Annotated in this window: 18 protein-coding genes; 13 read left to right on the top strand and 5 right to left on the bottom strand. The window is 70.9% G+C overall.

What is annotated here, in order from left to right:
- Positions 1-147 precede the first annotated feature (147 nt).
- Positions 148-552, top strand: a complete 405-nt coding sequence (locus tag F7R91_RS27485) for a pyrophosphohydrolase domain-containing protein (RefSeq protein ID WP_150952496.1) — start codon at positions 148-150, stop codon at positions 550-552.
- Positions 553-812: 260 nt separating this feature from the next.
- Here F7R91_RS27485 and F7R91_RS27490 read toward each other — a convergent pair whose 3' ends face one another.
- Positions 813-2,210, bottom strand: a complete 1,398-nt coding sequence (locus F7R91_RS27490; protein ID WP_150952499.1) for a hypothetical protein — start codon at positions 2,208-2,210, stop codon at positions 813-815.
- 197 nt (positions 2,211-2,407) lie between these two features.
- Here F7R91_RS27490 and miaB point away from each other — a divergent pair, with 197 nt between their 5' ends.
- Positions 2,408-3,931, top strand: a complete 1,524-nt coding sequence (gene miaB / locus F7R91_RS27495; RefSeq protein ID WP_150952502.1) for a tRNA (N6-isopentenyl adenosine(37)-C2)-methylthiotransferase MiaB — start codon at positions 2,408-2,410, stop codon at positions 3,929-3,931.
- Between the two features lie 184 nt (positions 3,932-4,115).
- Positions 4,116-4,880 (top strand): class III extradiol dioxygenase subunit B-like domain-containing protein, encoded by a 765-nt coding sequence (locus F7R91_RS27500; RefSeq protein WP_150952505.1) that lies wholly within the window; start codon positions 4,116-4,118, stop codon positions 4,878-4,880.
- Positions 4,881-4,981: 101 nt separating this feature from the next.
- On the opposite strand, the gene F7R91_RS27505 is transcribed toward F7R91_RS27500, so the two are convergent.
- Positions 4,982-5,248, bottom strand: a complete 267-nt coding sequence (locus tag F7R91_RS27505) for an antitoxin (RefSeq protein WP_150952509.1) — start codon at positions 5,246-5,248, stop codon at positions 4,982-4,984.
- Between the two features lie 28 nt (positions 5,249-5,276).
- Positions 5,277-5,534, bottom strand: coding sequence for a hypothetical protein (locus F7R91_RS27510; protein WP_150952512.1), 258 nt, complete (start codon positions 5,532-5,534; stop codon positions 5,277-5,279).
- 183 nt (positions 5,535-5,717) lie between these two features.
- Between F7R91_RS27510 and miaA the strand changes: the two genes are divergently transcribed.
- From miaA to hflX, 6 genes are all read left to right on the top strand, one after another.
- On the top strand, positions 5,718-6,656 hold the full coding sequence (gene miaA / locus F7R91_RS27515; protein WP_150952515.1) for a tRNA (adenosine(37)-N6)-dimethylallyltransferase MiaA: 939 nt from the start codon (positions 5,718-5,720) through the stop codon (positions 6,654-6,656).
- Between the two features lie 108 nt (positions 6,657-6,764).
- On the top strand, positions 6,765-7,268 hold the full coding sequence (locus tag F7R91_RS27520; protein WP_150952710.1) for a hypothetical protein: 504 nt from the start codon (positions 6,765-6,767) through the stop codon (positions 7,266-7,268).
- A gap of 46 nt (positions 7,269-7,314) precedes the next feature.
- Positions 7,315-8,184, top strand: coding sequence for a diaminopimelate epimerase (dapF, locus tag F7R91_RS27525; protein WP_150952518.1), 870 nt, complete (start codon positions 7,315-7,317; stop codon positions 8,182-8,184).
- 211 nt (positions 8,185-8,395) lie between these two features.
- Positions 8,396-10,561, top strand: coding sequence for a RelA/SpoT family protein (locus F7R91_RS27530; RefSeq protein ID WP_150952521.1), 2,166 nt, complete (start codon positions 8,396-8,398; stop codon positions 10,559-10,561).
- Between the two features lie 119 nt (positions 10,562-10,680).
- Positions 10,681-12,213 carry a M1 family metallopeptidase gene (locus F7R91_RS27535; protein WP_150952524.1) on the top strand — a complete coding sequence of 511 codons (1,533 nt, stop codon included), beginning with the start codon at positions 10,681-10,683 and terminating at the stop codon, positions 12,211-12,213.
- A 144-nt stretch (positions 12,214-12,357) separates the two neighbouring features.
- Positions 12,358-13,851 carry a GTPase HflX gene (gene hflX / locus F7R91_RS27540; protein WP_150952527.1) on the top strand — a complete coding sequence of 498 codons (1,494 nt, stop codon included), beginning with the start codon at positions 12,358-12,360 and terminating at the stop codon, positions 13,849-13,851.
- A gap of 70 nt (positions 13,852-13,921) precedes the next feature.
- On the opposite strand, the gene F7R91_RS27545 is transcribed toward hflX, so the two are convergent.
- Complete coding sequence (locus F7R91_RS27545) at positions 13,922-15,157, bottom strand: trypsin-like serine peptidase (RefSeq protein WP_150952530.1); 1,236 nt, start codon at positions 15,155-15,157, stop codon at positions 13,922-13,924.
- A gap of 698 nt (positions 15,158-15,855) precedes the next feature.
- Here F7R91_RS27545 and F7R91_RS27550 point away from each other — a divergent pair.
- From F7R91_RS27550 to F7R91_RS27560, 3 genes are all read left to right on the top strand, one after another.
- Positions 15,856-17,820 (top strand): IucA/IucC family protein, encoded by a 1,965-nt coding sequence (locus F7R91_RS27550; RefSeq protein WP_150952533.1) that lies wholly within the window; start codon positions 15,856-15,858, stop codon positions 17,818-17,820.
- Between the two features lie 150 nt (positions 17,821-17,970).
- Positions 17,971-18,699 (top strand): GNAT family N-acetyltransferase, encoded by a 729-nt coding sequence (locus F7R91_RS27555; RefSeq protein ID WP_225320814.1) that lies wholly within the window; start codon positions 17,971-17,973, stop codon positions 18,697-18,699.
- A 246-nt stretch (positions 18,700-18,945) separates the two neighbouring features.
- Positions 18,946-20,925 carry an ATP-dependent DNA helicase gene (locus F7R91_RS27560; protein WP_150952539.1) on the top strand — a complete coding sequence of 660 codons (1,980 nt, stop codon included), beginning with the start codon at positions 18,946-18,948 and terminating at the stop codon, positions 20,923-20,925.
- A gap of 168 nt (positions 20,926-21,093) precedes the next feature.
- Here F7R91_RS27560 and lexA read toward each other — a convergent pair whose 3' ends face one another.
- Positions 21,094-21,873 (bottom strand): transcriptional repressor LexA, encoded by a 780-nt coding sequence (gene lexA / locus F7R91_RS27565; RefSeq protein WP_150952541.1) that lies wholly within the window; start codon positions 21,871-21,873, stop codon positions 21,094-21,096.
- A 564-nt stretch (positions 21,874-22,437) separates the two neighbouring features.
- Between lexA and nrdR the strand changes: the two genes are divergently transcribed.
- Positions 22,438-23,001, top strand: a complete 564-nt coding sequence (gene nrdR / locus F7R91_RS27570; RefSeq protein ID WP_150952544.1) for a transcriptional regulator NrdR — start codon at positions 22,438-22,440, stop codon at positions 22,999-23,001.
- The last annotated feature ends 149 nt before the right edge of the window (positions 23,002-23,150 follow it).

The following is a 23,150-nucleotide window of genomic DNA, read 5'->3' on the forward strand; positions in this document are numbered from 1 at the left end:
GGATCACAGGCGGGGGTGCTCGGGGGCGGGAGCGCGGCAGGTTGGACCGGCTCTGGGAGGCGGGAGCGCGGCAGGCGGGGCAGGCTCCAGGAGACGGGAGTGCGGCAGGCAGGGCGGGCTGTCGGAGGGCGTCGCTACAGTCGCCGCATGAGCTCATCGCCCGCCGATCTGGTCCGTGCATTCCACCTCGCCACCGGGCTCGACACCCGCGGCACTCCGACCGAGGTCTCGCCGGACCTCGCCGCACACCGTGGCGAACTGCTGGCCGAGGAAGCGGCGGAGGTCGCCGAGGTCGCGGTGACCGGCCCTCTCGACCGGCTCGCGCACGAACTCGCTGACGTCGTCTATGTCGCCTACGGCACGGCCCTCGTGCACGGCATCGACCTGGACGCGGTGATCGCCGAGATCCACCGCTCCAACATGACCAAGCTCGGCCCCGACGGCCGTGTGGCCCGCCGGGCGGACGGCAAGGTGCTCAAGGGCGAGCACTACGAGGCGCCGGACGTGTCGGCCGTGCTGCGCCGCCAGGGCTGGGCTCCTGGCGGCGCGTGAGATCGCCCGGCCTCCCGGCGATCCCCCTCCCGTGACGCCCGGCACCGCCGCGCGCCGCGCAACCGTTGGCGGGCAGTGCGGCTGCACGCGCGCGGCGTTGCCGAAACACCCCATGGCTCCGCCACGACGGGCGCTCCGGCGCATTGCCGTCGCAGGAGCCCCGCTCTCGGCGCGCTCAAGCGGGGGGCCCATGACGCCGCCGGGGCCGGCCCCGGCGGCGTCGGGAATGGGTCGGACAGACCGCGGGGCGTGCCGCGGCCTCAGGGCGTGCCCGCGAGCTTCCACTCCCGGTTCAGCGCACCCAGCGGAATGCTCCGCTGGAACACCGGTGTGCCGAAGATCGACAGCTGCAGGCGCAGGGTCCCGCTCAGGTCCACGCCGCCGTACACGGCCCAGGAGCCGTCCACGCCGTCCTGTGTGGACACCTTGCCCGCGGCCTCGGCGCGCAGATACGGCGCGAGGTCGGCGGTGACGCCCACGGTGCCGTACAGGCCGACGGAGGCCTCCGCGCCGAGCGACGCCTTCGCCTGCCCGGCGGCCGTCATCGTGGCCCGCACCGGCGTGCTCGTCATGTCCGCGCTGCTGACCGGCTTCCAGCCCGAGACCGGGCCGAACGTGCCGCCCGCAGTGAAGTCGCCCTTGAGCTCCTGCCGGATGTCCACGGTGACGCTGCCGTCCGCGCTGATCTGGAAGTAGCAGGTCAGGTCGAGGTTCACGACGACGGGAATCGGGCCGACCTGAAGCACGGGGTCGGCATGCAGCTTGGCGAACGGGATCCGCAGCGGGGTCGAGGTGGAGGCGGAGGCGCGCCCCTTCAGGGCCCAGCCCGAGGTCCAGTCGCCGGACACGCCCAGGTAAGCCGAGCCGGGCGCGTCGCCGGCGCCCTGACCGCCGTACCGGAAGTCGACCTTCGGGGCGACCTGCACGAAGCCGGAGACCGACGCGTCGGCGGAGACGGGCGTGCCCGGAGGCGTGGGCACGTCTGCCTCGACGTCGAGCCGCAGGCTGCCGAGCGGCACGGTCGCGCCCTCGGGACCCACGTGGACGTCGCCGGCCTTGGCCCAGGAGATGTCGACGTCGGGAATCAGCTTGTCGACGTCGAAGGCGGCGGGGTCGACCGGCACGGTTCCACGCGCGGTGTCGTCGCCGAGCAGGGCGTCGAGGGTGGCGGGTTCGGTCCGCACCTCCGTGCCCGCGTCGGTCTCGCCGACCACCTCGGTGACCTTGGCGAGCAGCCCGCGCGGGGCGCCGGGTGCGGGGGCGCTGGCGATGACGTCGCCGACGGCGGCCCGGTGCGGGGCCTTGGCCGGGGCGGGGGAGGACGAACTCCCCGTGTTCTTGGGGCTCCTGGGGTTCTTGGGCGAGATGACGGCACGCCGGGTCTTGCTGTCGTACGAGCTCACGGTGAGCGTCGTCGGGCGGGCCCGGCCGCCCGAGCCGCTCGGGCTCGCGGTGGCGGCCGTGGTGCCGGAAGGGGCCGCAGCGACGGCGAGCGGGCGGTCGGCCGCCGGGGACGCCTCGCCGGTGCGGGTCCGGCCGGGGTCCGGGGCGGGGTGGTCGGCCTGCGCCGGGGGCGAGGAACAGCCCGCGGCGAGGAGCAGGGCGGTCACGGACAGGGCGGGCAGCAGGGCACGCGTGTGCCTCTTGCGTCTGCGCAAGGTTCGGTCCTGTGGGGGTGGGGGGTGGCATAGGTATACCCGCGAGTAGAACCAGCGGGTAGTAGTGCATGAGCATGCCAGTTGAGCTCCACCGGAATCCCACGTTCCGCCCACGGCTGGATATGACGTGGATCACGCGGCGCCCGAGCGGAACTCACCCGACAGGAGCCACTTCCGGCACGGCCTACCCTTGTCACATGAGCAGCAGCGACCGGAGCCAGGCAGTGGACGTCAAGACGTACGAAGTGCGCACCTATGGGTGCCAGATGAACGTCCACGATTCCGAGCGATTGTCGGGGCTGCTCGAAGAGGCCGGTTACGTGCGCGCTCCCGAAGGATCGGACGGCGAGGCGGACGTCGTGGTGTTCAACACCTGCGCCGTACGAGAGAACGCCGACAACCGGCTGTACGGCAACCTCGGCCGCCTCGCCCCGAAGAAGGCCTCGCGCCCCGGCATGCAGATCGCGGTCGGCGGCTGTCTCGCGCAGAAGGACCGCGACACCATCGTGAAGAAGGCGCCCTGGGTGGACGTCGTCTTCGGCACGCACAACATCGGCAAGCTGCCGGTGCTGCTGGAGCGGGCACGGGTACAGGAAGAGGCTCAGGTCGAGATCGCCGAGTCGCTGGAGGCCTTCCCCTCCACGCTGCCCACCCGCCGCGAGAGCGCGTACGCGGCCTGGGTCTCCATCTCGGTCGGCTGCAACAACACCTGCACCTTCTGCATCGTCCCGGCGCTGCGCGGCAAGGAGAAGGACCGCCGCACCGGCGACATCCTCGCCGAGATCGAGGCCCTGGTCGCCGAGGGCGTCTCCGAGATCACCCTGCTCGGCCAGAACGTCAACGCCTACGGCTCCGACATCGGCGACCGCGAGGCCTTCAGCAAGCTGCTGCGGGCCTGCGGCGGCATCGACGGGCTGGAGCGCGTGCGCTTCACCTCCCCGCACCCGCGCGACTTCACGGACGACGTGATCGCCGCCATGGCGGAGACCCCGAACGTCATGCCGCAGCTGCACATGCCCCTGCAGTCCGGCTCGGACACCGTCCTGAAGGCGATGCGCCGCTCGTACCGCCAGGACCGCTACCTCGGGATCATCGAGAAGGTGCGCGCGGCCATCCCGCACGCGGCGATCACCACCGACATCATCGTGGGCTTCCCCGGCGAGACCGAGGAGGACTTCGAGCAGACCCTGCAGGTCGTCCGGGAGGCCCGGTTCGCGCAGGCCTTCACCTTCCAGTACTCCAAGCGCCCCGGCACCCCCGCCGCGACCATGGAGAACCAGATCCCCAAGGAGGTCGTCCAGGCGCGCTACGAGCGTCTTGTCGCCCTCCAGGAGGAGATCTCGTGGGAGGAGAACAAGAAGCAGGTCGGCCGCACGCTGGAGCTGATGGTCGCCGAGGGCGAGGGCCGCAAGGACGGCGCCACCCACCGCCTCTCCGGCCGTGCCCCCGACAACCGCCTGGTCCACTTCACCAAGCCGGACGAGCAGGTCCGCCCGGGCGATGTCGTCACGGTCGAGATCACCTACGCGGCCCCGCACCACCTCCTCGCCGAGGGCCCGGTGCTGGACGTGCGCCCCACGCGCGCGGGTGACGCCTGGGAGAAGCGGAACATCGAGAAGGCCGCGGAGGACAAGCCGGCCGGCGTGATGCTGGGCCTGCCGACCATCGGCGCACCGGCTCCGCTGTCGGTGGCCACGGGGAGCGGCTGCGGCTGCGACTGACGCGGCGGTCGGGGTCGGCTGCCGGGACTTTGCGGTCAGGGGCCGGCTGCCGGGGCTCGGCGAGAGGGGGCCGGCTGTCCGGGCTGGGCACGAGCGGGGTCAGGTGTGGGGCTCGGCGGGTGCCCGTCGGCGGTCGTGCCCGTGAGCTGCCCGTAGCCGGTCCTGCGGCGTTACCCTGCCGATCATGCTTGTCGCTGCTGCAGTGTGCCCCTGTCCGCCCCTTCTGGTGCCCGCGGTCGCCGCGAGCGCCGCAGCCGAACTGAACGCGGCGCGTGCCGCCTGCACGGACGCGCTCGGTGTGCTCGCCGCCGCCCGTCCCGACCGGCTCGTGATCGTCGGACCCGCCGGGCAGAGCGGGCACAGCACCTACCCGGAAGGGGCGCGCGGCTCCTTCCGCGGCTTCGGCGTGGACCTGGACGTACGGCTGGGCGCGAACAAAGGGGCGGACCAAGGGGAGCGCACAGGCGCCGTACGGCCGGGCGCGGACGACGGCACCCTGTCCGAGCGTGCGCTGCCGCCCTCGCTCACCGTGGCCGCATGGCTGCTGGAGCGGGCCGGATGGGCGGACGCCCCGATCGAGGGACTCGGTGTGGGGGAACTGCTCGCCGCCGAGCGGTGTATCGAAAGGGGAAGGGACATCGCGGCGCGGACCGAGCGCGTGGCGCTGCTGGTGATGGGCGACGCCAGCGCGTGCCGGACGCTCAAGGCGCCGGGGTATCTCGACGAGCGCGCGGCACCCTTCGATGCGGAGGTCGCGCGGGCGCTGGGGGCGGCGGACGTGGCGGCGCTCCGGGCACTGGACGCCGGGCTGGCGTACGAGCTGAAGGCGTCGGGCCGGGCACCCTGGCAGGTGCTGGCCGGTGCCGCCGAGGGCGCGGATCTCGGCGGGGCGCTGCTGTACGAGGACGCTCCGTACGGGGTGGGGTACCTGGTCGCGACGTGGTCGTAGGGGCGTACACCTGGCGCGAGGGCCGCGACGGGTGGCGCCGCGAAACGGCGGACGGCCGGGAGCTGTGACGCTCCGCGGCCGTCCGGCGGGTGCCCTGCCGTTCAGGAAGCCGGCGGGGGTGAGGCGGGCGGAGTCTTGCCGCCCGGCTCCTGCGAACCGTGCCGGTGCGCGAGTCGGTCCATGGCGCCCTTGGCCTTGTCCGTACCCGTATGGATCTTGTCGCGGTACTTGCCCTTGGTCTTCTTGTCGACGGCCTCGGCGGCCTTGTCGAGGCCATGTGTGATCCTGCCCCCGTGCTGGTGCGCGAGGTCGGAGACCTTGCCCTTGGCCGGGGCGAGCTTGGCCTTCAGATTGTTCATCACACCCATGGTTCACCTTCCCACGCGGGGCAGTTGCTTACGTGCGGGCGTCCTCGGCGGCCTCGCTGTCGGCCGCCGTATCGGCGGACTGCTGCTTCGGGATCTCGACGCTCTCGTCGGCGGCGGTCCTGCCGGCCTCCGTCGCCGTCGGCTCCTGGACGGTCCCGGCCTCGGCCGACCCCTGCGCCTCAGCCGTGTCCTCGTCGGCCGCCGCCCCTGAACCGGCTGGAGCCTCGGTGGCCTGCGCCTCCTCCGTGATCTTCGACCTCCGGAGAAGTCGTGCAAAAACGCCCATATCCACTCCAATACGTTACTCGTGCGGGCGAAATCCCGCGTCGTCCGGTGCGCCCGTTTGCGTCACCCGGTCGCCGCCTGTGTGAACCGGCGGCGAGAACCTCGGAAACTGGCAACGAACCCGGGCGTTCGCCGTCACGTAACTCGTTCGAGACCACTACGGAAGGTTTGCGAGACTGGGGCGGTGAGCAGCGCACCCCTCGCCCCCCGAGTCATCGCCGTCGTCGGACCCACCGCCGCGGGAAAGTCCGATCTGGGCGTCTTTCTGGCCCAGCAGCTCGGCGGCGAGGTCGTCAACGCCGACTCCATGCAGCTCTACCGAGGGATGGACATCGGTACGGCCAAGCTGACGCCCGAGGAGCGCGGCGGCGTCCCGCACCACCTGCTCGACATCTGGGACGTGACGGTCACGGCGTCCGTCGCCGAGTACCAGCGGCTTGCGAGAGAGCGCATCGACGCGCTGCTCGCCGAGGGCCGCTGGCCGATCCTGGTCGGCGGCTCCGGCCTGTACGTCCGCGGGGCCGTCGACCATCTGGAGTTCCCCGGCACCGACCCCGAGGTCAGGGCCCGGCTGGAGGAGGAGCTCACGCTGCGCGGTTCCGGGGCGCTGCACGCGCGTCTCGCCGCCGCCGACCCCGAGGCCGGCCGGGCGATCCTGCCCAGCAACGGCCGGCGTATCGTCCGGGCCCTCGAAGTGATCGAGATCACCGGCAGGCCCTTCACCGCCAATCTCCCGGGCCACGACTCCGTCTACGACACGTTCCAGATCGGGGTGGACGTGGCCCGCCCCGAGCTCGACGAGCGCATCACGCGCCGGGTGGACCGGATGTGGGACGCCGGGCTGGTGGACGAAGTGCGCTCGCTGGAGGCGCAGGGGTTGCGCGAGGGGCGTACGGCCTCGCGCGCGCTCGGCTACCAGCAGGTACTCACGGCGCTCGCCGGGGAGTGCACGCTCGACGAGGCGCGGGCCGAGACCGTGCGGGCCACCAAACGCTTCGCGCGCCGTCAGGATTCATGGTTCAGACGTGATCCGCGGGTGCACTGGTTGAGTGGGGCCTCGGTGGACCTCACAGAACTTCCCCGGCTCGCACTGATGTTGGTCGAACGACCGGTTACAGCCTGATCACGTCATGGCATCGGGACGCTCAGGCCGCCATCCGGCCCTCCGGTGCCATGCCATCATCGTGCTTCGATCGACCAAGTGGAGTCCTAGTTGGGAGGGCGCGTGGCGATGGAGGCCGGCCCTCGCGACACCGCACAAGACACCGAGCAGCTCACCACCGATCTCGGTGAACCGGAGCGGGACGACGACCGTCTGAGCCCCGACGGGCCCGACGACGCGCAAGGCGGCGTGACCGCCGACGGCCCCGAGCCCGAGGAGATGTTCGCGAGCGGCCCGGAGGTCGAGGTCGAGCTGCGTCCGCAGCGCCGGCTGCGCATCTGGCAGCTCGCCCCCATCGTCGCCCTCGCCGCGGTCGGCTCCCTGATGTTCGCCTTCCCGCTGGCCTTCGACTTCGGCGACAGCGGCGCCGTGATCGCCATGCTGGGCCTGCTGATCTGCTCGTGCGCGGCCGGCTGGGGCATGATGGCCGCCCGCCGCGTGGGCTACACCTGGCCGGGCCTGCCGCAGCGTGGCTCCGGACGGCGCCCGGACTGGCGGATCGTGATCGCGTACGTCGTGCTGGTGGCCGCGGTGGTCGTGCTGGCCGTCTGGCGCGTGGCCCGCCTGCGCTGACGCGACCGGCGCCCGGTCTGTCGTACCCACCCCGTACGATCGAGGAATGAGCACGCGGATCGGCTTCCTCAAGGGTCATGGCACGGAGAACGACTTCGTGATCGTCCCTGACCCGGACAACGTCATCGACCTGCCCCCGGCCGCCGTCGCCGCCCTGTGCGACCGCCGCGCGGGCATCGGCGGTGACGGGCTGCTGCACGTGGTGCGGTCCGCGGCGCACCCCGAGGCCGAGGAGATGGCGGCCGAGGCGGAGTGGTTCATGGACTACCGCAACGGCGACGGTTCCGTCGCGGAGATGTGCGGCAACGGCGTGCGGGTCTTCGCTCGCTACCTCCAGTGCGCCGGGTACACCGGAGAGGGCGACCTCGCCGTCGCCACGCGCGGGGGTGTGAAGACCGTCCACATTGCGAAGGACGGCGACATCACCGTCGGCATGGGCAAGGCACGCCTCCCCGAGGGCGAGGTCACCGTGAGCGTCGGTGAGCGCAGCTGGACCGCGCTGAACGTGAACATGGGCAACCCCCACGCGGTCGCCTTCGTGGACGACCTCGCGCACGCCGGAAACCTGCACTCCCCGCCGCCCTTCAGCCCGGCCGGTACCTACCCGGACGGGGTGAACGTCGAGTTCGTCGTCGACCGCGGACCCCGGCACGTCGCCCTGCGGGTGCATGAGCGCGGTGCCGGCGAGACCCGCTCGTGCGGCACCGGCGCGTGCGCCGTCGCCGTGGCCGCGGCCCGCAGGGACGGCGCCGACCCGGCCGTCACCGGCACGCCCGCGACGTACACCGTCGACGTTCCCGGCGGCACGCTGGTGATCACCGAGCGGCCCGACGGCGAGATCGAGATGACCGGACCCGCGGTGATCGTCGCCACGGGCGAAATCGACGTCGAGTGGCTGGAAAGCGCCGCTCGCTGAGTACCCGCCTGGTCACGGGATGTGAAACCGTAAACCTGGAAACCTACGCTCGTTTGGGTGATCCGTTTCACGCTCGGCGAGAGGCGGTCAGCCGCACGTGATGGGCTCGGTAGCATCAAGCACCGGCCCGGACGGGGGGATCGAAGCCGCCCCCCGAGCCGTGTCCGCCCTGGGGCACCCCGTCCGCCGGTCCACGCAGCCGGAGGTGCCCATGAGTGCGGAGGCCACGAACCCTGCGAGCCCAGGCCCTGTCGCCCCGACAGTGCCCCGCAGGAAGGCCCGCCCCCGGATCGACCTGCGCCGCCTCGGCCGGGCCGCACTGCTCGGCCCGGCCGCCCGTGACCGGCTGCCCGACGCGATCGGCCATGTGGCCGAGGCACACCGCGCCCACCACCCCGACGCCGATCTGGAGCCCCTGCGACGGGCCTATGTCCTCGCCGAGTCCTCGCACCGCGGCCAGATGCGCAAGAGCGGCGAGCCGTACATCACACACCCCCTCGCCGTGACTCTGATCCTCGCCGAACTCGGCGCCGAGACCACGACCCTGACGGCCTCTCTGCTCCACGACACCGTCGAGGACACCGATGTGACCCTCGATCAGGTCGGCGAGCAGTTCGGCGCCGAGGTCCGCTATTTGGTCGACGGCGTGACGAAGCTGGAGAAGGTCGACTACGGCGCCGCCGCCGAGCCCGAGACCTTCCGCAAGATGCTCGTCGCCACCGGCAACGACGTCCGCGTGATGTCCATCAAACTCGCCGACCGGCTGCACAACATGCGCACCCTCGGTGTGATGCGCCCCGAGAAACAGGCCCGCATCGCCAAAGTCACCCGGGACGTGCTCATTCCGCTCGCCGAACGGCTCGGTGTCCAGGCGCTCAAGACCGAGCTGGAGGACCTGGTCTTTGCGATCCTGCACCCCGAGGAGTACGCCCGCACGCGGGAGATGATCGTCGACAACACCGCCCGCAGCGACGACCCGCTCGCCGAGATCGCCGACGAGGTGCGCGGTGTCCTGCGCGAGGCGGACATCACGGCCGAAGTCCTCATCCGGCCACGCCACTTCGTCTCGGTGCACCGTGTGGCCCGCAAGCGGGGCCGACTGCGCGGCACCGACTTCGGCCGGGTGCTGGTGCTGGTGAACGAGGACGCCGACTGTTACGGCGTCCTGGGCGAGCTGCACACCTGTATGACGCCGGTCGTCTCGGAGTTCAAGGACTTCATCGCCGTCCCCAAGTTCAACCTGTACCAGTCGCTGCACACGGCGGTGGCCCGCGCGGACGGCCAGGTCGCCGAAGTCCTCATCCGCACCCACCAGATGCACAAGGTCGCCGAGGCCGGAGTCGTCGCACTGGGCAATCCCTACGCTCCACCTGCGGAGGACCAGCACCACGCGGCCGACGGCGAGCGCGTCGACCCCACCCGCCCCGGCTGGCTGTCCCGCCTGCTCGACTGGCAGGAGGCCGCGCCCGACCCGGACACCTTCTGGTCCACCCTGCGCGAGGACCTCGCCCAAGACCGTGAGATCACCGTCTTCCGGCCCGACGGCGGCACGCTGGGCCTGCCCGAGGGCGCCACCTGTGTGGACGCCGCGTACGCGCAGTACGGCGAGGACGCGCACGCGTGCATCGGCGCCCGCGTCAACGGTCGCCTGGCGACGCTGAGTACCGTCCTGAAGGACGGTGACACCGTTCAGCTCCTGATGGGCCAGGACCCGGCTTCCGAGCCCTCGCGGGAATGGCTGGAGCACGCGCACACGCCGGGCGCCCGGATCGCCATCCAGCGATGGCTCGCGACGCATCCGGCGGCCACCGGCCCGGAGGAGGCCTCACCGGCTCCGGAGGCGCGGACCGAGGCGCCGTCCCGTCCGCCGGTACCGCAGTCCGACGTACCGTCCCGCCCCGCCGCCGACGGCCCCGCCGCACGCCCCGGTGCCGCGAACGCCGTCACCGATCTGCCCGGCGCGACCGTACGGCTCGCCGGCTGCTGCACGCCCGTACCGCCCGACGAGATCACCGGATTCGCCGTCCGCGGGGGAGTGGTGACCGTCCACCGCGTCGAGTGCCCCGGGGTGGAGCGCATGAAGAGCGGGGGGCGTGCGGACGTCGACGTGCGCTGGGGAGACACCACCGCATGCCGGGTCACCCTGTTCGCCGAATCGTTCGGCCGCCCGCATCTGCTCGCCGACCTCACCGAGGCGATGGCCCTCGAGGGCGCCGAGATCGTCTCGGCGACCGTGGAACCCCCGAGCCAGCAGCGCGTACGCCACACATACACGGTCCAGCTCCCCGACGCGGCGCTCCTCCCCGCGCTCATGCGGGCGATGCGCAACGTGCCCGGCGTGTACGACGTGAGCAGGGCGCAGACACCGGGTGTGTGAGGCGCGCGCCCGCCGGCGTGCGCCCGAGCGCGGCGGACCGGACCGCTCCCGGTACCCGTTCGAGTGGGCCGGGCGCGCGCCGTCGCCGTACCGCGGGCGCGCGCTGGTAGCGGTGGTCCATGCTGCTCACCCCCCGCACCCGGGCGTCCCGCCGCCCACGGCTCAAGGCGGCTGCGCTGCTCGCCTCGGCCGTCTCCGTCTGCCTCCTCGCCGCGAGCGCGCCCGCCGTCCCGCTGGGCGTCGGTGACCGCCTCTTCCCGCAGCTGGGCAACCCCGGCTACAACGTGGCGTCGTACGACCTCGCCCTCACCTACTCCGGCGCCAACGACAAGCCCCTCCAGGCGGTCACGACCATCGACGCCTGGACGACCAGCACTCTGGACAGCGTCAACCTCGACTTCGCCCACGGGGACGTCGAGTCGGTCGAGCTGGACGGGGAGCCGGCCTCCTTCGCCGCCGCCGGCGAGGACCTCGTGATCACGCCCGAGAAGCCGCTGCCCGACGGCAGCTGGATGCGGATCACCGTCCGGCACACCAGCGACCCCGTCTCACCCGACGGCCGCGACGGCGGCTGGGTACGGACCGCGGACGGCCTCGCCCTGGCCAACCAGGCCGACGCCGCCCACCTGGTGTTCCCGTGCAACGACCACCCCTCCGACAAGGCGATGTTCACCATCCGGGTCACCGCGCCCGACGACTACACGGCCGTCGCCAACGGCCTGGCGACCGGCGTCGACCGGACCGGCCGCACGACCACCTGGACCTACCGCACCCTGCACCCCATGGCCACCGAGCTCGCCCAGGTGTCCATCGGCCGCTCCGCCGTGCTGCGCCGCACCGGACCGCACGGACTGCCCGTACGGGACGTCGTACCCGCCGCGGACGCCACCGCGCTGGAACCGTGGCTGAAGAAGACGCCCGGCCAGATCGCCTGGATGGAAAGCAAGGTCGGGCCGTACCCCTTCGAGACCTACGGCGTGCTCATGGCCGAGGCGACCACCGGTTTCGAGCTGGAGACACAGACCCTCTCCCTCTTCGAGAAGGACCTGTTCACCGAGCCCGCCTACCCCGAGTGGTACGTCGACTCGGTCATGGTGCACGAGCTGTCCCACCAGTGGTTCGGCGACAGCGTCAGCCCGCGCACCTGGTCCGACCTGTGGCTCAACGAAGGGCACGCCACCTGGTACGAGGCCCTGTACGCGGAGGAGAAGGCGGACAAGCCCATGGAGACGCGGATGAGGGCGGCGTACAGCGCGTCCGACGTCTGGCGCGCCGCCGGCGGCCCGCCCGCGGCCCCCAAGCCACCCGACCCGGGCCGGAAGATCAGCATCTTCCGGCCGGTCGTCTACGACGGAGCCGCACTGGTCCTGTACGCCCTGCGCCAGGAGATCGGCCGCCCGGCCTTCGAGCGCCTGGAACGGGCCTGGGTGACCACCCACCGCGACCGCACCGCCACCACCGCGGACTTCGTCCGGCTCGCCTCCGTGACCTCCGGACGCGACCTCGGCGGCTTCTTCCAGGCCTGGCTGTACGGCGAGAAGACCCCGCCGATGCCCGGCCACCCGGACTGGAAGCCGGCGGCGCCGGCCGCGCGGGCCCCGGGAGGGGCGATGCCGGCCCCTGAATCCGGAACAGGGCCTGTCGGCCCCTGAATAAGGCGGTGACGCCCGGGGCGCACCGTGCGACCATCGTCAGGTCGGCGCGATACGCGAGACGGGACCCGGGAATCTCCCGGAACGCTCGTGCGTTGTCCACCATGACCGCCGAATCGGCATCCCCAACGACGTAAGGACCCAATGACCTCCTCTTCATCCCCTTCCCAGGACACTCAGCGCTTCGCGCACGCCTACCCCGAAGGTCTTCGGGCCGATGCCCTGATGGAAGAGGACGTCGCCTGGAGCCACGAGATCGACGGAGAGCGGGACGGCGACCAGTTCGACCGCTCCGAGCGCGCGGCCCTGCGCCGCGTGGCGGGCCTCTCCACGGAGCTCGAGGACGTCACCGAGGTCGAATACCGCCAGCTCCGCCTGGAGCGGGTCGTCCTCGTCGGCGTCTGGACCTCGGGGACCGTGCAGGACGCGGAGAACTCCCTCGCGGAGCTCGCCGCCCTCGCGGAGACCGCGGGCGCGGTCGTGCTCGACGGCGTGATCCAGCGCCGCGACAAGCCCGACGCGGCCACCTACATCGGCTCCGGCAAGGCCGAGGAGCTGCGGGACATCGTGATCGAAACGGGCGCGGACACCGTCATCTGCGACGGTGAGCTGAGCCCCGGCCAGCTGATCCACCTCGAAGACGTCGTGAAGGTCAAGGTCATCGACCGTACGGCCCTGATCCTGGACATCTTCGCCCAGCACGCCAAGTCCCGGGAGGGCAAGGCGCAGGTGGCGCTCGCGCAGATGCAGTACATGCTGCCGAGGCTGCGAGGCTGGGGTCAGTCGCTGTCCCGTCAGATGGGCGGCGGCAAGGGCGGCGGCCTCGCCACCCGTGGTCCCGGTGAGACCAAGATCGAGACGGACCGGCGACGGATCCGCGAGAAGATGGCGAAGATGCGCCGGGAGATCGCGGAGATGAAGACCGGCCGCGAGATCAAGCGCCAGGAGCGCAAGCGCCACAAGGTGCCGTCGGTCGCCATCGCGGGCTATACGAACGCCGGCAAGTCCTCGCTGCTGAACCGGTTGACCGGCGCGGGCGTCCTCGTCGAGAACGCGCTGTTCGCGACCCTCGACCCGACCGTGCGCCGGGCCGAGACCCCGAGCGGCCGGCTGTACACGCTGGCCGACACGGTCGGCTTCGTCCGGCACCTGCCGCACCACCTGGTCGAGGCGTTCCGCTCCACCATGGAGGAGGTCGGCGAATCCGACCTGATCCTGCACGTGGTGGACGGCTCGCACCCGGCCCCGGAGGAGCAGCTCGCCGCCGTGCGCGAGGTGATCACGGACGTCGGCGCCACCGACGTGCCCGAGATCGTCGTGATCAACAAGGCGGACGCGGCCGACCCGCTGGTGCTCCAGCGGCTGCTGCGGATCGAGAAGCGTTCGATCGCGGTCTCGGCCCGCACCGGCCTGGGCATCGACGAGCTGCTGGCGCTCATCGACAACGAGCTGCCCCGGCCGTCGGTCGAGATCGAGGCGCTTGTCCCGTACACCCACGGCAAGCTGGTGGCCCGTGCCCACACCGAGGGCGAGGTGATCTCCGAGGAGCACACCCCGGAGGGCACGCTGCTGAAGGCGCGGGTGCACGAGGAACTGGCGGCCGACCTCGCGCCGTACATCCCGGCGGCACTCGGCTGAGCCGCATCAACCACGGCCCGAAGGCCCGCTCCCTGCCTCTCGCAGGGAGCGGGCCTTCAGCATGCCCGGGTCACCGACCTGCGAACTTCTTGCTCACGGAGTCGTACACCCCCTGGGCCGCCTCACCCAGTCGCGGTCCGGCCAGCCAGCCTGCGGACACCGGGCCGATCGAGGTGTTCGACACGAGTGCCTGCTTGCCGTCCGAGCCCGTCGCGACCCAGCCGCCACCGGACGAACCACCGGTCATGGTGCAGCCGATGCGGTACATCGTCGGGTCGGACGCGCTGATCGACAGCCGGCCCGGCTTGTCCTGGCACTGGTACAGCGCCTGCCCGTCGTACGGCGACGCGGCCGGGTAACCGGTCGCCGTGATGCCGTCGACCTTCGTCACGGCCGGGGCGTTGAAGTCCACCGGCAGCGCTGAACCGACCGTCTCCTCCAGGGACTTGCCGCCGCTGCCGTTCTCCGGCGTCACATGGATGACGGCGAAGTCGTACGGGGCACCGTCCCCGCCCGTTGCACCGCCCTGCTCGATCCACTGCGCGGAGGTCTGCGCCCAGTCACCCCACCAGACACCGTACGGAGCGACCTGCTCCTTGGTGACGTCCTGCAACTGCTCAGCCGTCTCACCCGCATTGTTGTACGACGGTACGAACGCGATATTGCGGTACCAGCCGCCCTTCTTGCCGGCGTGCACGCAGTGGCCCGCCGTCCACACCAGGTTGGACTTGCCTGGGTGGGCCGGATCCTGCACGACCGTCGCCGAGCAGACCATCGTGCCCTCGGGGGAGTCGAAGAACACCTTGCCCGCCTCGGGGGCGTTGTCGTGGTAGGCAGGCGACACGGCCTTCGCCTCCACCGGCTCGGGCGTCGGGTCGGTCACGCCCTGGTCACCGGAGAGATCGTTCTCGTCGACGCCCGTGTCCGGGTCATCGGCGTCGCGCATCCGCTCCGGGTCCCACAGACCCTCGATGATCGGGTTGATGTAGTCCTGGGCCTCCCGCAGCCAGTCGTCCTTGTCCCAGTCCTTCCAGGCACCGTCCTTCCACTTGTCGATGTCGATCCCGTGCTCTTCGAGCTTGTCCTTGATGCCGTCCGGGATCGTGAACTTGCCGTCCTCGCCGGACGCGGCCGAGGCGGAGGCCTGGCCGTCGGCCTGGGTGTCGCCCGACTCGCAGGCGGTTGCGGTGAGCGCGAGCGCGGAAGCGAGTGCCAGGGCGGCAAGCACGGGGGAGGTTCTGCGGCGCGCGCCCCTTCCCCCGCGATGCTCCCCGCGAGCGGTGAACGACGGCCGTATGGAACGCATGGTCTACTCCCCCTGGTATGGACACACTTGGAGCGGCGCCGCGATCTCGCCCGATCTCACGGCAACATGGGCAACCTCGAATGGCACCACACACTATGCGCTCGCTGTGGGGGACTTCCGACGGAACGGCAACGGTTCGGCTACAAGCGGTCTGACCTGGCCATTGCAGCGTCGTTCCGAGGAGGACGGCGACCATGTTGAGCACACGTCCGACGAACCCGCACACCCGGTACGGGAGTTGTGCGGCAAAGGGCAGAACAAGGATCTTGAGGCGACCCGTAACCCGGTGAGCGGTCCGCGGTTGGTAGCGGTGAGGGGCCCGCCGCCTGTGTCCGGTCCCCTGTGTCCAGTTGCCCGGGCGTCCAGCCGACGCATACGGGATTCGTATGCCGGGTCGGTCGGGGAGACACGAGCCCCTGTTCGCCCGTGGACAGCAGGAGGACAGTGAGCCGTGACCGTGACCGAGCCTGCGCACGGAAAGCCGTCCGGGGCTGTCAGCAGCGACCCCGCCCCATCGATCGGGTCTGCTCAGCCATGCCTGCTCCCTCCTTCCTGTACGTGCACGCACGTGCCGTCACTTCACACACCCCCGCCGCCTGATCTGAACCCCGATCGCGGCTCACCTCCCGTTGAAGGACGTGGCCCTTCAGCGAGCCCACGAGCAACCGGAACCACCCCAGCCCCCAAGGAACTCACCCTTGAACCCCACCCCCGGCTCCGACGGCCCCAGCCCTGCACCTTCTCCCCGCTCCGCAGACACAGAGGTGTCCCGGCAGCGACCGCGCAGGCGGGACATCCCCTCGGCTCCCCACAGCGGAGTCACCCCACAGCAGGGCGGGGCTCCGGACTCCGAGCGGCTGCCTGGTGCCACCTCCGACCTCTTCCAGCACCCGGACCCGCACACCGCTGCTGATGCCGCCGCTGTGGAGAACCTGCTGCGGTGCTGGGTACGCGAGTCCAACCTTCCGGCCCCGGACGGCAGGACCCTTCGCATCCCCCTCCCCGCCAGCGGCACTGCCCTGCTCGCCCCCGTCCACTACTGGTCCCCGACGGGATGGCACCGCTTCGGCCCCCCACGCTTTGCCGACACCCCCGAACAGTCCCCGCCGGCCGACGCGGTCACGGTCGCTGCACTGCTCACCAGAGAGTTCTGGGGAGCAAGCAACCCTGCCCCCGCGCCCCGGATCCTCGACGCCGCAGACCTCGTGGCCCGCGTAGCCGACTCGCTCCGCCGCACCGCCGCTTTCATCAGCGACCGCCGGAGACGTCCCGACGATGAGCCCGATCTCTTCCTCGCCGCCGAGCAGGCACTCGTGCTCGGCCATCCGCTGCATCCCACGCCGAAGAGTCGCGAGGGTCTCTCCGAGGCCGAAGCGCGGCTGTACTCACCCGAGTTGCGTGGCTCCTTCCCCCTGCACTGGTTCGCTGTCGCTCCTTCCGTACTCGCTACCGACTCGGCTTGGACCGAACGTGGCCGGCTCATCCCCGCTGCCCAGCTCACTGCACGCCTCGCCGAGGCCGAACTGCCCCTCCCCGACGGCTACACGGCCCTGCCGTTGCACCCCTGGCAACTGCGCGAGGTCCGACACCGTCCCGGCACCGCGGCGCTGCTCGACTCCGGGCTGATCCGCGATCTCGGCGCGCTGGGCTCTCCCTGGCACCCCACCTCCTCCGTACGTACTGTTCATCGGTCCGGTGCTCCGGCCATGCTCAAGCTGTCACTCGGCCTGCGCATCACCAACTCGCGTCGGGAGAACCTCCGCAAGGAACTTCACCGCGGGGTCGAGGTGCACCGGCTTCTGCGCAGCGGTCTGTCCAAGCAGTGGCAGGCCTCGCACCCCGGGTTCGACATCGTCCGCGACCCGGCCTGGCTCGCCGTCGACGGGCCGGACGGCAACCCCGTGCCAGGGCTCGACGTGATGATCCGGCACAACCCGTTCCGCCCGACGGACGACGTCTCCTGCGTCGCCGGACTCATCTCGCCGCGCCCCCGTGCCGAGCAGGATCTCGCCGCAGGGCCACCAGGGTCCGACCGGCCGGCTCTGCGATCCCGCCTGGACGAGGTCGTCACACGCCTCGCCGAACGGACGAGCCGACCCCGCGAGGCCGTCGCCGCCGAGTGGTTCCTGCGCTATCTGGAGCAGGTCGTCCGCCCGGTCCTGTGGCTGGACGCGGAGGCGGGCATCGCCCTGGAGGCACACCAGCAGAACACCTTGCTACTGCTGGACGCCAACGGCTGGCCCACGGGCGGCCGCTACCGCGACAACCAGGGTTACTACTTCCGTGAGTCCCGTCGCGCCGAACTCGATGCCCGACTGCCCGGTATCGGCGAGCGCAGCGACACCTTCGTCTCCGACGAGGTCACGGACGAGCGCTTCGCCTACTACCTCGCCATCAACAACGTGCTAGGACTCATCGGCGCGTTCGGCTCCCAGTCCCTGGCCGACGAACAGCTACTGCTCGCCGCTTTCCGGCGCTTCCTCTCCGATGGTGCGTCGGGCCCAACCCGGCTGCGCACCGCGCTTCCCGCCCTGCTGCTCGACTCACCCGCTCTGCGCTGCAAGGCCAACCTGCTGACCCGGCTGCACGGCCTCGACGAACTCGCCGGCCCCGTCGACACGCAGTCCGTCTACGTCACCATCGCCAATCCCCTCCACTCTTGACGTCCTTGGGCCGATCACTACCCGTTCCCGTCACTTTCCACGGACCGGGCCTGCGCCCTGGCGCCGGTCTCAGACCCGGACCTCTTGATCACCAACAGCCCCCTTCAGCCCCGAGAACCTGACCCACCGAGCCCCGAGAGGAGCGTCGCCGTGTCTCCCAACGACGTGAGCGCAGACAGTGAGGACACGCTGGACCTACGGCTGCCCGAGGAACTGCTCGCGCTCTTCGAGGAGGAGGGCACCGGAGGCCACAGACCATGGCCCCGTCGCACGGGCACCCCGGCGTCGGCCTTCGATCACACCAGCGATGATCTGCTCGACCGCATTGCCGACTGGGGTCCGACCGCCACTTCTGCGGGCGCGTTCCAACTCGTCCCCGTACGCCTGGAACGGGACCGTGCGCTCATCTGCCGATGGATGAACGACCCCGCCGTCGCAGCGTTCTGGAAGTTGGCCGGTCCCGAGAGCGTGACGGAGGAACATGTGCGGGCCCGGCTCGCCGAAGACGGACGCAGCGTTCCGTGCATGGGCACGCTGGAGGGCACTCCGATGAGCTACTGGGAGCTCTACCGGGCCGATCTCGATCCCCTGGCCCGCCACTATCCCGCCCGACCTCATGACACCGGTATCCACCTCCTCATCGGCAGCATGGCCGACCGGGGGCGTGGGCTCGGCGGCACGCTGCTCAGAGCCGTAGCCGATCTCGTGCTCGACAAGCGCCCCGCCTGCGCTCGCGTCGTCGCGGAGCCCGACCTTCGCAACATCCCGTCCATCGCTTCCTTCCTGAGTGCCGGTTTTCATTTCTTCGCCGAGGTCGACCTGCCCGCCAAGCGGGCAGCCCTCGTGGTCCGGGACCGGTCCCTTCGCCACGTGATGTAGCGCCGCGTCACAGCGCCATCACTTTTGGTACACCGCTCGCGTCGATCCGGTTCCCAATCGCGCCGCACAGACTTCGAGATCGGGCCGAGTCCCCCGGACACGGCGAACACACCCCCACGTGAACCGGTTCCCATCTCAACCGGAGCTGATCCGATCCGAAACGAAAGGCACCCCGGACTTGATCCTGCCCCCGGCTTCGGCCTTGATCGCCCGTTTGTCAGTGGGGCGCCGTAGGGTGGTCGGGCTATGACGAAGCCCTCACTCCCCGAGCTCCTGCATGCTGCCGTTACTGCCGTCGGCGGTACGGAGCGCCCCGGCCAGGTGACCATGGCCGAAGCCGTCGCGGAGGCGATCGACGACGGCTCGCATCTGCTGGTCCAGGCCGGCACCGGCACCGGAAAGTCGCTCGGCTATCTCGTGCCGGCGCTCGCGCACGGGGAGCGCGTCGTCGTCGCGACCGCCACCCTGGCCCTCCAGCGCCAGCTCGTGGAGCGGGACCTTCCGCGCACAGTGGAGGCGCTGCACCCGCAGCTACGCCGCCGCCCGGAGTTCGCGATGCTCAAGGGCAGATCCAACTATCTCTGTCTGCACCGCCTCCACGAGGGCGTCCCGCAGGACGAGGAGGAGGGTCTCTTCGACCCGTTCGAGGCAGCCGCTCCCACCAGCAAGCTCGGCCAGGACCTGCTGCGGCTGCGCGACTGGTCGGACGAGACGGAGAACGGCGACCGCGACGACCTCACGCCCGGAGTCTCCGACCGCGCCTGGGCCCAGGTGTCGGTCTCGTCCCGGGAATGCCTGGGTGCCTCGAAGTGCGCGTACGGCGCCGAGTGCTTCGCGGAGATGGCCCGCGAGCGTGCCAAGCTCGCCGATGTCGTCGTCACCAACCACGCACTGCTCGCGATCGACGCCATCGAGGGCGCGCCGGTCCTCCCGCAGCACGAGGTGCTGATCGTGGACGAGGCGCACGAACTGGTCTCACGGGTCACCGGGGTCGCGACCGGCGAGCTCACCCCCGGCCAGGTCAACCGCGCGGTGCGGCGCGCCGCGAAGCTTGTCAACGAGAAGGCCGCCGACCAGCTCCAGACCGCCGCCGAGGGGTTCGAGCGGTTGATGGAACTGGCCCTGCCCGGGCGCCTGGAGGAGATCCCGGAGGACTTGGGCTACGCGCTCATGGCGCTGCGCGACGCCGCCCGCACCGTCATCTCCGCGATCGGAGCGACCCGCGACAAGTCCGTCCAGGACGAGGACGCGGTCCGCAAACAGGCGCTGGCCTCCGTGGAGGCGGTGCACGATGTGGCCGAGCGGATCACGAACGGGTCGGCATGGGACGTTGTCTGGTACGAACGCCATGACCGCTTCGGCGCCTCCCTCCGCGTCGCCCCCATGTCCGTCTCGGGTCTGCTGCGGGAGAAGCTCTTCACGGACCGTTCCGTCGTTCTGACCTCCGCGACTCTGAAGCTGGGCGGGGACTTCAACGGCGTCGGAGCCTCCCTGGGACTTGCTCCCGAGGGGACGGAGGGCGACGATCTCCCGAAGTGGCAGGGCGTCGACGTCGGTTCGCCCTTCGACTACCCCAAGCAGGGCATCCTGTACGTCGCGAAGCACCTGGCGCGCCCCGCGCGGGACGGCGACCGCGCGGACATGCTGGATGAACTCACGGAGTTGATCCAGGCGGCCGGCGGCCGCACCCTGGGCCTCTTCTCCTCGATGCGGGCAGCTCAGCTCGCAGCGGAGGAGTTGCGCTCGCGCATCCCCGAGTTCCCGATCCTCCTCCAGGGCGAGGAGACCCTCGGTGAGCTGATCAAGAATTTCGCGTCGGACCCGAAGACCTGCCTCTTCGGCACGCTGTCGCTCTGGCAGGGCGTCGATGTCCCCGGCCCCGCTTGTCAGCTGGTGGTGATGGACAAGATCCCGTTCCCGCGTCCGGACGACCCGCTGATGAGCGCCCGCCAGAAAGCGGTGGAGGACGCAGGCGGCAACGGGTTCATGGCAGTCGCCGCGACCCACGCCGCATTGCTCATGGCCCAGGGCGCCGGCCGTCTCGTACGGGCGATGGGAGACCGGGGCGTGGTCGCCGTACTGGATCAGCGGCTGGCCACGGCGCGATACGGGAGCTATCTGAAGGCGTCACTGCCGGACTTCTGGTACACGACGGACCGCGACCAGGTCCGTAAGTCGCTGGCGGCGATCGATGCGGTGGCGCAGAAGGAGGAGGCTGACCGCTGAGCCACTTCGCCCCTGGCTGCGTCGGCGTGGCCACGCAGCCAGGGAGCGAAATGGGACGGGGCGCCGGATGACTGGCGGGGCCGGACAGCACAGGGCCCCGGAACCGGCGCAGGGGTCCCGGGGCCCGGTCAGGGGACGGGGTCCGATCCGGCCCGTCCGCCGCAGCCGTCACACGCGCCGCAGCACCGCCACCACCTTGCCGAGGATGGTCGCGTCGTCACCCGGAATCGGCTCGTACGCCGAGTTGTGCGGGAGGAGCCAGACATGGCCGTCCTCGCGCTTGAAGCGCTTGACGGTGGCCTCGCCGTCGAGCATCGCGGCGACGATGTCGCCGTTCTCGGCGACCGGCTGGCGGCGGACCGTGACCCAGTCGCCGTCGCAGATCGCGGCCTCGATCATCGAGTCGCCCACGACCTTCAGCACGAACAGTTCTCCGTCACCGACCAGCTGCCGGGGCAACGGGAAGACGTCCTCGACGGACTCCTCCGCGAGGATCGGGCCACCGGCGGCGATGCGGCCGACCAGAGGGACGTAGGACGCGGCCGGTTTGCCCGCGGTGTCCGTGGGCTGGACCGAGGCGCCCTGGTCGGAGCCGCGCACCTCGTATGCGCGCGGGCGGTGCGGATCGCGGCGCAGGAAGCCCTTGCGCTCCAGCGCCATCAGCTGGTGTGCGACGGACGATGTGCTGGACAGGCCGACCGCCTGGCCGATCTCCCGCATGGACGGCGGGTAGCCGCGCCGCTGCACCGAGTCCCTGATGACTTCGATCACGCGGCGCTGCCGGTCCGTGAGTCCCGAGCTGTCCGCGCGGATGCCTGGAGGTCGGCCCGGCAGAGAGCGCTTGTGCCCCTCTGGATTCGCGGCTTCGTTCATCGCATGCACCGGCTCGAGTCGGCCCTGGGAGCGGTCCTGGGCGGTGATGGTGGCACTGTCTGCGGTGGTGGTCACGTCGGCCCCTCTCGATGGTCTCCCTGCTGGACAACGGTAGTTGCTTTCGAAAGGTTGCGCCAAACACACGTTCGAGTGAAAAACCGCGAAGTGCCTGACTTGATCATGCGTCCGGGTGTATGGCTGACGCGCTGCCCGGCGAGCAAAGGTGTCCATTGTTGTACTCTTCACCGCCGGCGTGGCGACCTCATGGGTCGTTGACCCAGTCTGCCATCCGGCACCCCGTCAACCGTGGACCGACCCCCATCCGTGCGGGAGTCCCGCGCCACCTCCTGCGGCGCCCACCGTATCTCCGCGCGGCCGCACGGGATACGGCCGTGCATACCCGTATCCGCTGCGGCCGCACAGGCGGCATGGCGCGTGCCCCGATGCGCGCGACACGCGCGCATGGTGTGGATGTATGAGCCAATCCCCACATCTAGTGGTTGGATTGCAGCAGCAGCCCAGAAGTTGTGGTCCCCCGGGTCTTCGGGCCCTCACTGATCGCCTATGCTTGGGGCTGCTTCGAGGGGCCCGAGTGGCCTCTTGGGGCTATTGAGTCTGCTGTGAGGAGGGTTGGAGATCATGCACTGTCCCTTCTGCAGGCACCCCGACAGCCGTGTCGTCGACAGTCGTACGACCGACGACGGCACGTCGATCCGCAGGCGCCGCCAGTGTCCTGACTGCTCCCGTCGTTTCACGACCGTGGAGACGTGCTCGCTCATGGTGGTCAAGCGGTCCGGAGTCACTGAGCCTTTCAGTCGTACCAAGGTCATCAACGGTGTGCGCAAGGCATGCCAGGGACGGCCTGTCACCGAGGACGCACTCGCCCAGCTCGGCCAGCGGGTCGAGGAGGCGGTGCGGGCCACCGGGAGTGCCGAGCTGACCACCCACGACGTGGGGCTGGCCATACTCGGCCCATTGCAGGAGCTCGATCTCGTCGCGTTTCTGCGATTTGCCTCTGTCTACCGGGCGTTCGACTCGCTCGAGGACTTCGAGGCCGCCATCGTGGAACTCAGGGAACAGACGGGACGCCCCGCCGCGGACGACGAGGACCGCGAAGGTGCGGGCGCGGGGAGCCGAAAAGAAGACGATCGCGGATCCGGGGGGACTGCTCAGGCCCTGGAGCCCGCAGGCGCCGCCGACTGACCGGCGGGCCGGCCCCGGACGGAGGCTCCGGGCCCGGCCGGGCGGCGGCGAGGGAAGACCTGTTGCGGGGTGCGAAGAGGGTGCCCGCAACACCAGACAGAACACCGTGCCACGGGAACAACGGGGCACTTCAGGGCGTTTTCGCCCGT

It is taken from the genome of Streptomyces luteolifulvus (assembly GCF_008806595.1).
GTDB classification, from domain to species: Bacteria; Actinomycetota; Actinomycetes; order Streptomycetales; family Streptomycetaceae; genus Streptomyces; species Streptomyces luteolifulvus.

Bases quoted from the DNA above. Each gene is read 5' to 3' on its own strand.
- F7R91_RS27485 (WP_150952496.1), top strand. From the start codon at position 148: ATGAGCTCATCGCCCGCCGATCTGGTCCGTGCATTCCACCTCGCCACC.
- miaB (WP_150952502.1), top strand. From the start codon at position 2,408: ATGAGCAGCAGCGACCGGAGCCAGGCAGTGGACGTCAAGACGTACGAA.
- F7R91_RS27500 (WP_150952505.1), top strand. From the start codon at position 4,116: ATGCTTGTCGCTGCTGCAGTGTGCCCCTGTCCGCCCCTTCTGGTGCCC.
- F7R91_RS27505 (WP_150952509.1), bottom strand. From the start codon at position 5,248: ATGGGTGTGATGAACAATCTGAAGGCCAAGCTCGCCCCGGCCAAGGGC.
- F7R91_RS27510 (WP_150952512.1), bottom strand. From the start codon at position 5,534: ATGGGCGTTTTTGCACGACTTCTCCGGAGGTCGAAGATCACGGAGGAG.
- F7R91_RS27520 (WP_150952710.1), top strand. From the start codon at position 6,765: ATGGAGGCCGGCCCTCGCGACACCGCACAAGACACCGAGCAGCTCACC.
- dapF (WP_150952518.1), top strand. From the start codon at position 7,315: ATGAGCACGCGGATCGGCTTCCTCAAGGGTCATGGCACGGAGAACGAC.
- F7R91_RS27530 (WP_150952521.1), top strand. From the start codon at position 8,396: ATGAGTGCGGAGGCCACGAACCCTGCGAGCCCAGGCCCTGTCGCCCCG.
- F7R91_RS27535 (WP_150952524.1), top strand. From the start codon at position 10,681: ATGCTGCTCACCCCCCGCACCCGGGCGTCCCGCCGCCCACGGCTCAAG.
- hflX (WP_150952527.1), top strand. From the start codon at position 12,358: ATGACCTCCTCTTCATCCCCTTCCCAGGACACTCAGCGCTTCGCGCAC.
- F7R91_RS27545 (WP_150952530.1), bottom strand. From the start codon at position 15,157: ATGCGTTCCATACGGCCGTCGTTCACCGCTCGCGGGGAGCATCGCGGG.
- F7R91_RS27560 (WP_150952539.1), top strand. From the start codon at position 18,946: ATGACGAAGCCCTCACTCCCCGAGCTCCTGCATGCTGCCGTTACTGCC.
- nrdR (WP_150952544.1), top strand. From the start codon at position 22,438: ATGCACTGTCCCTTCTGCAGGCACCCCGACAGCCGTGTCGTCGACAGT.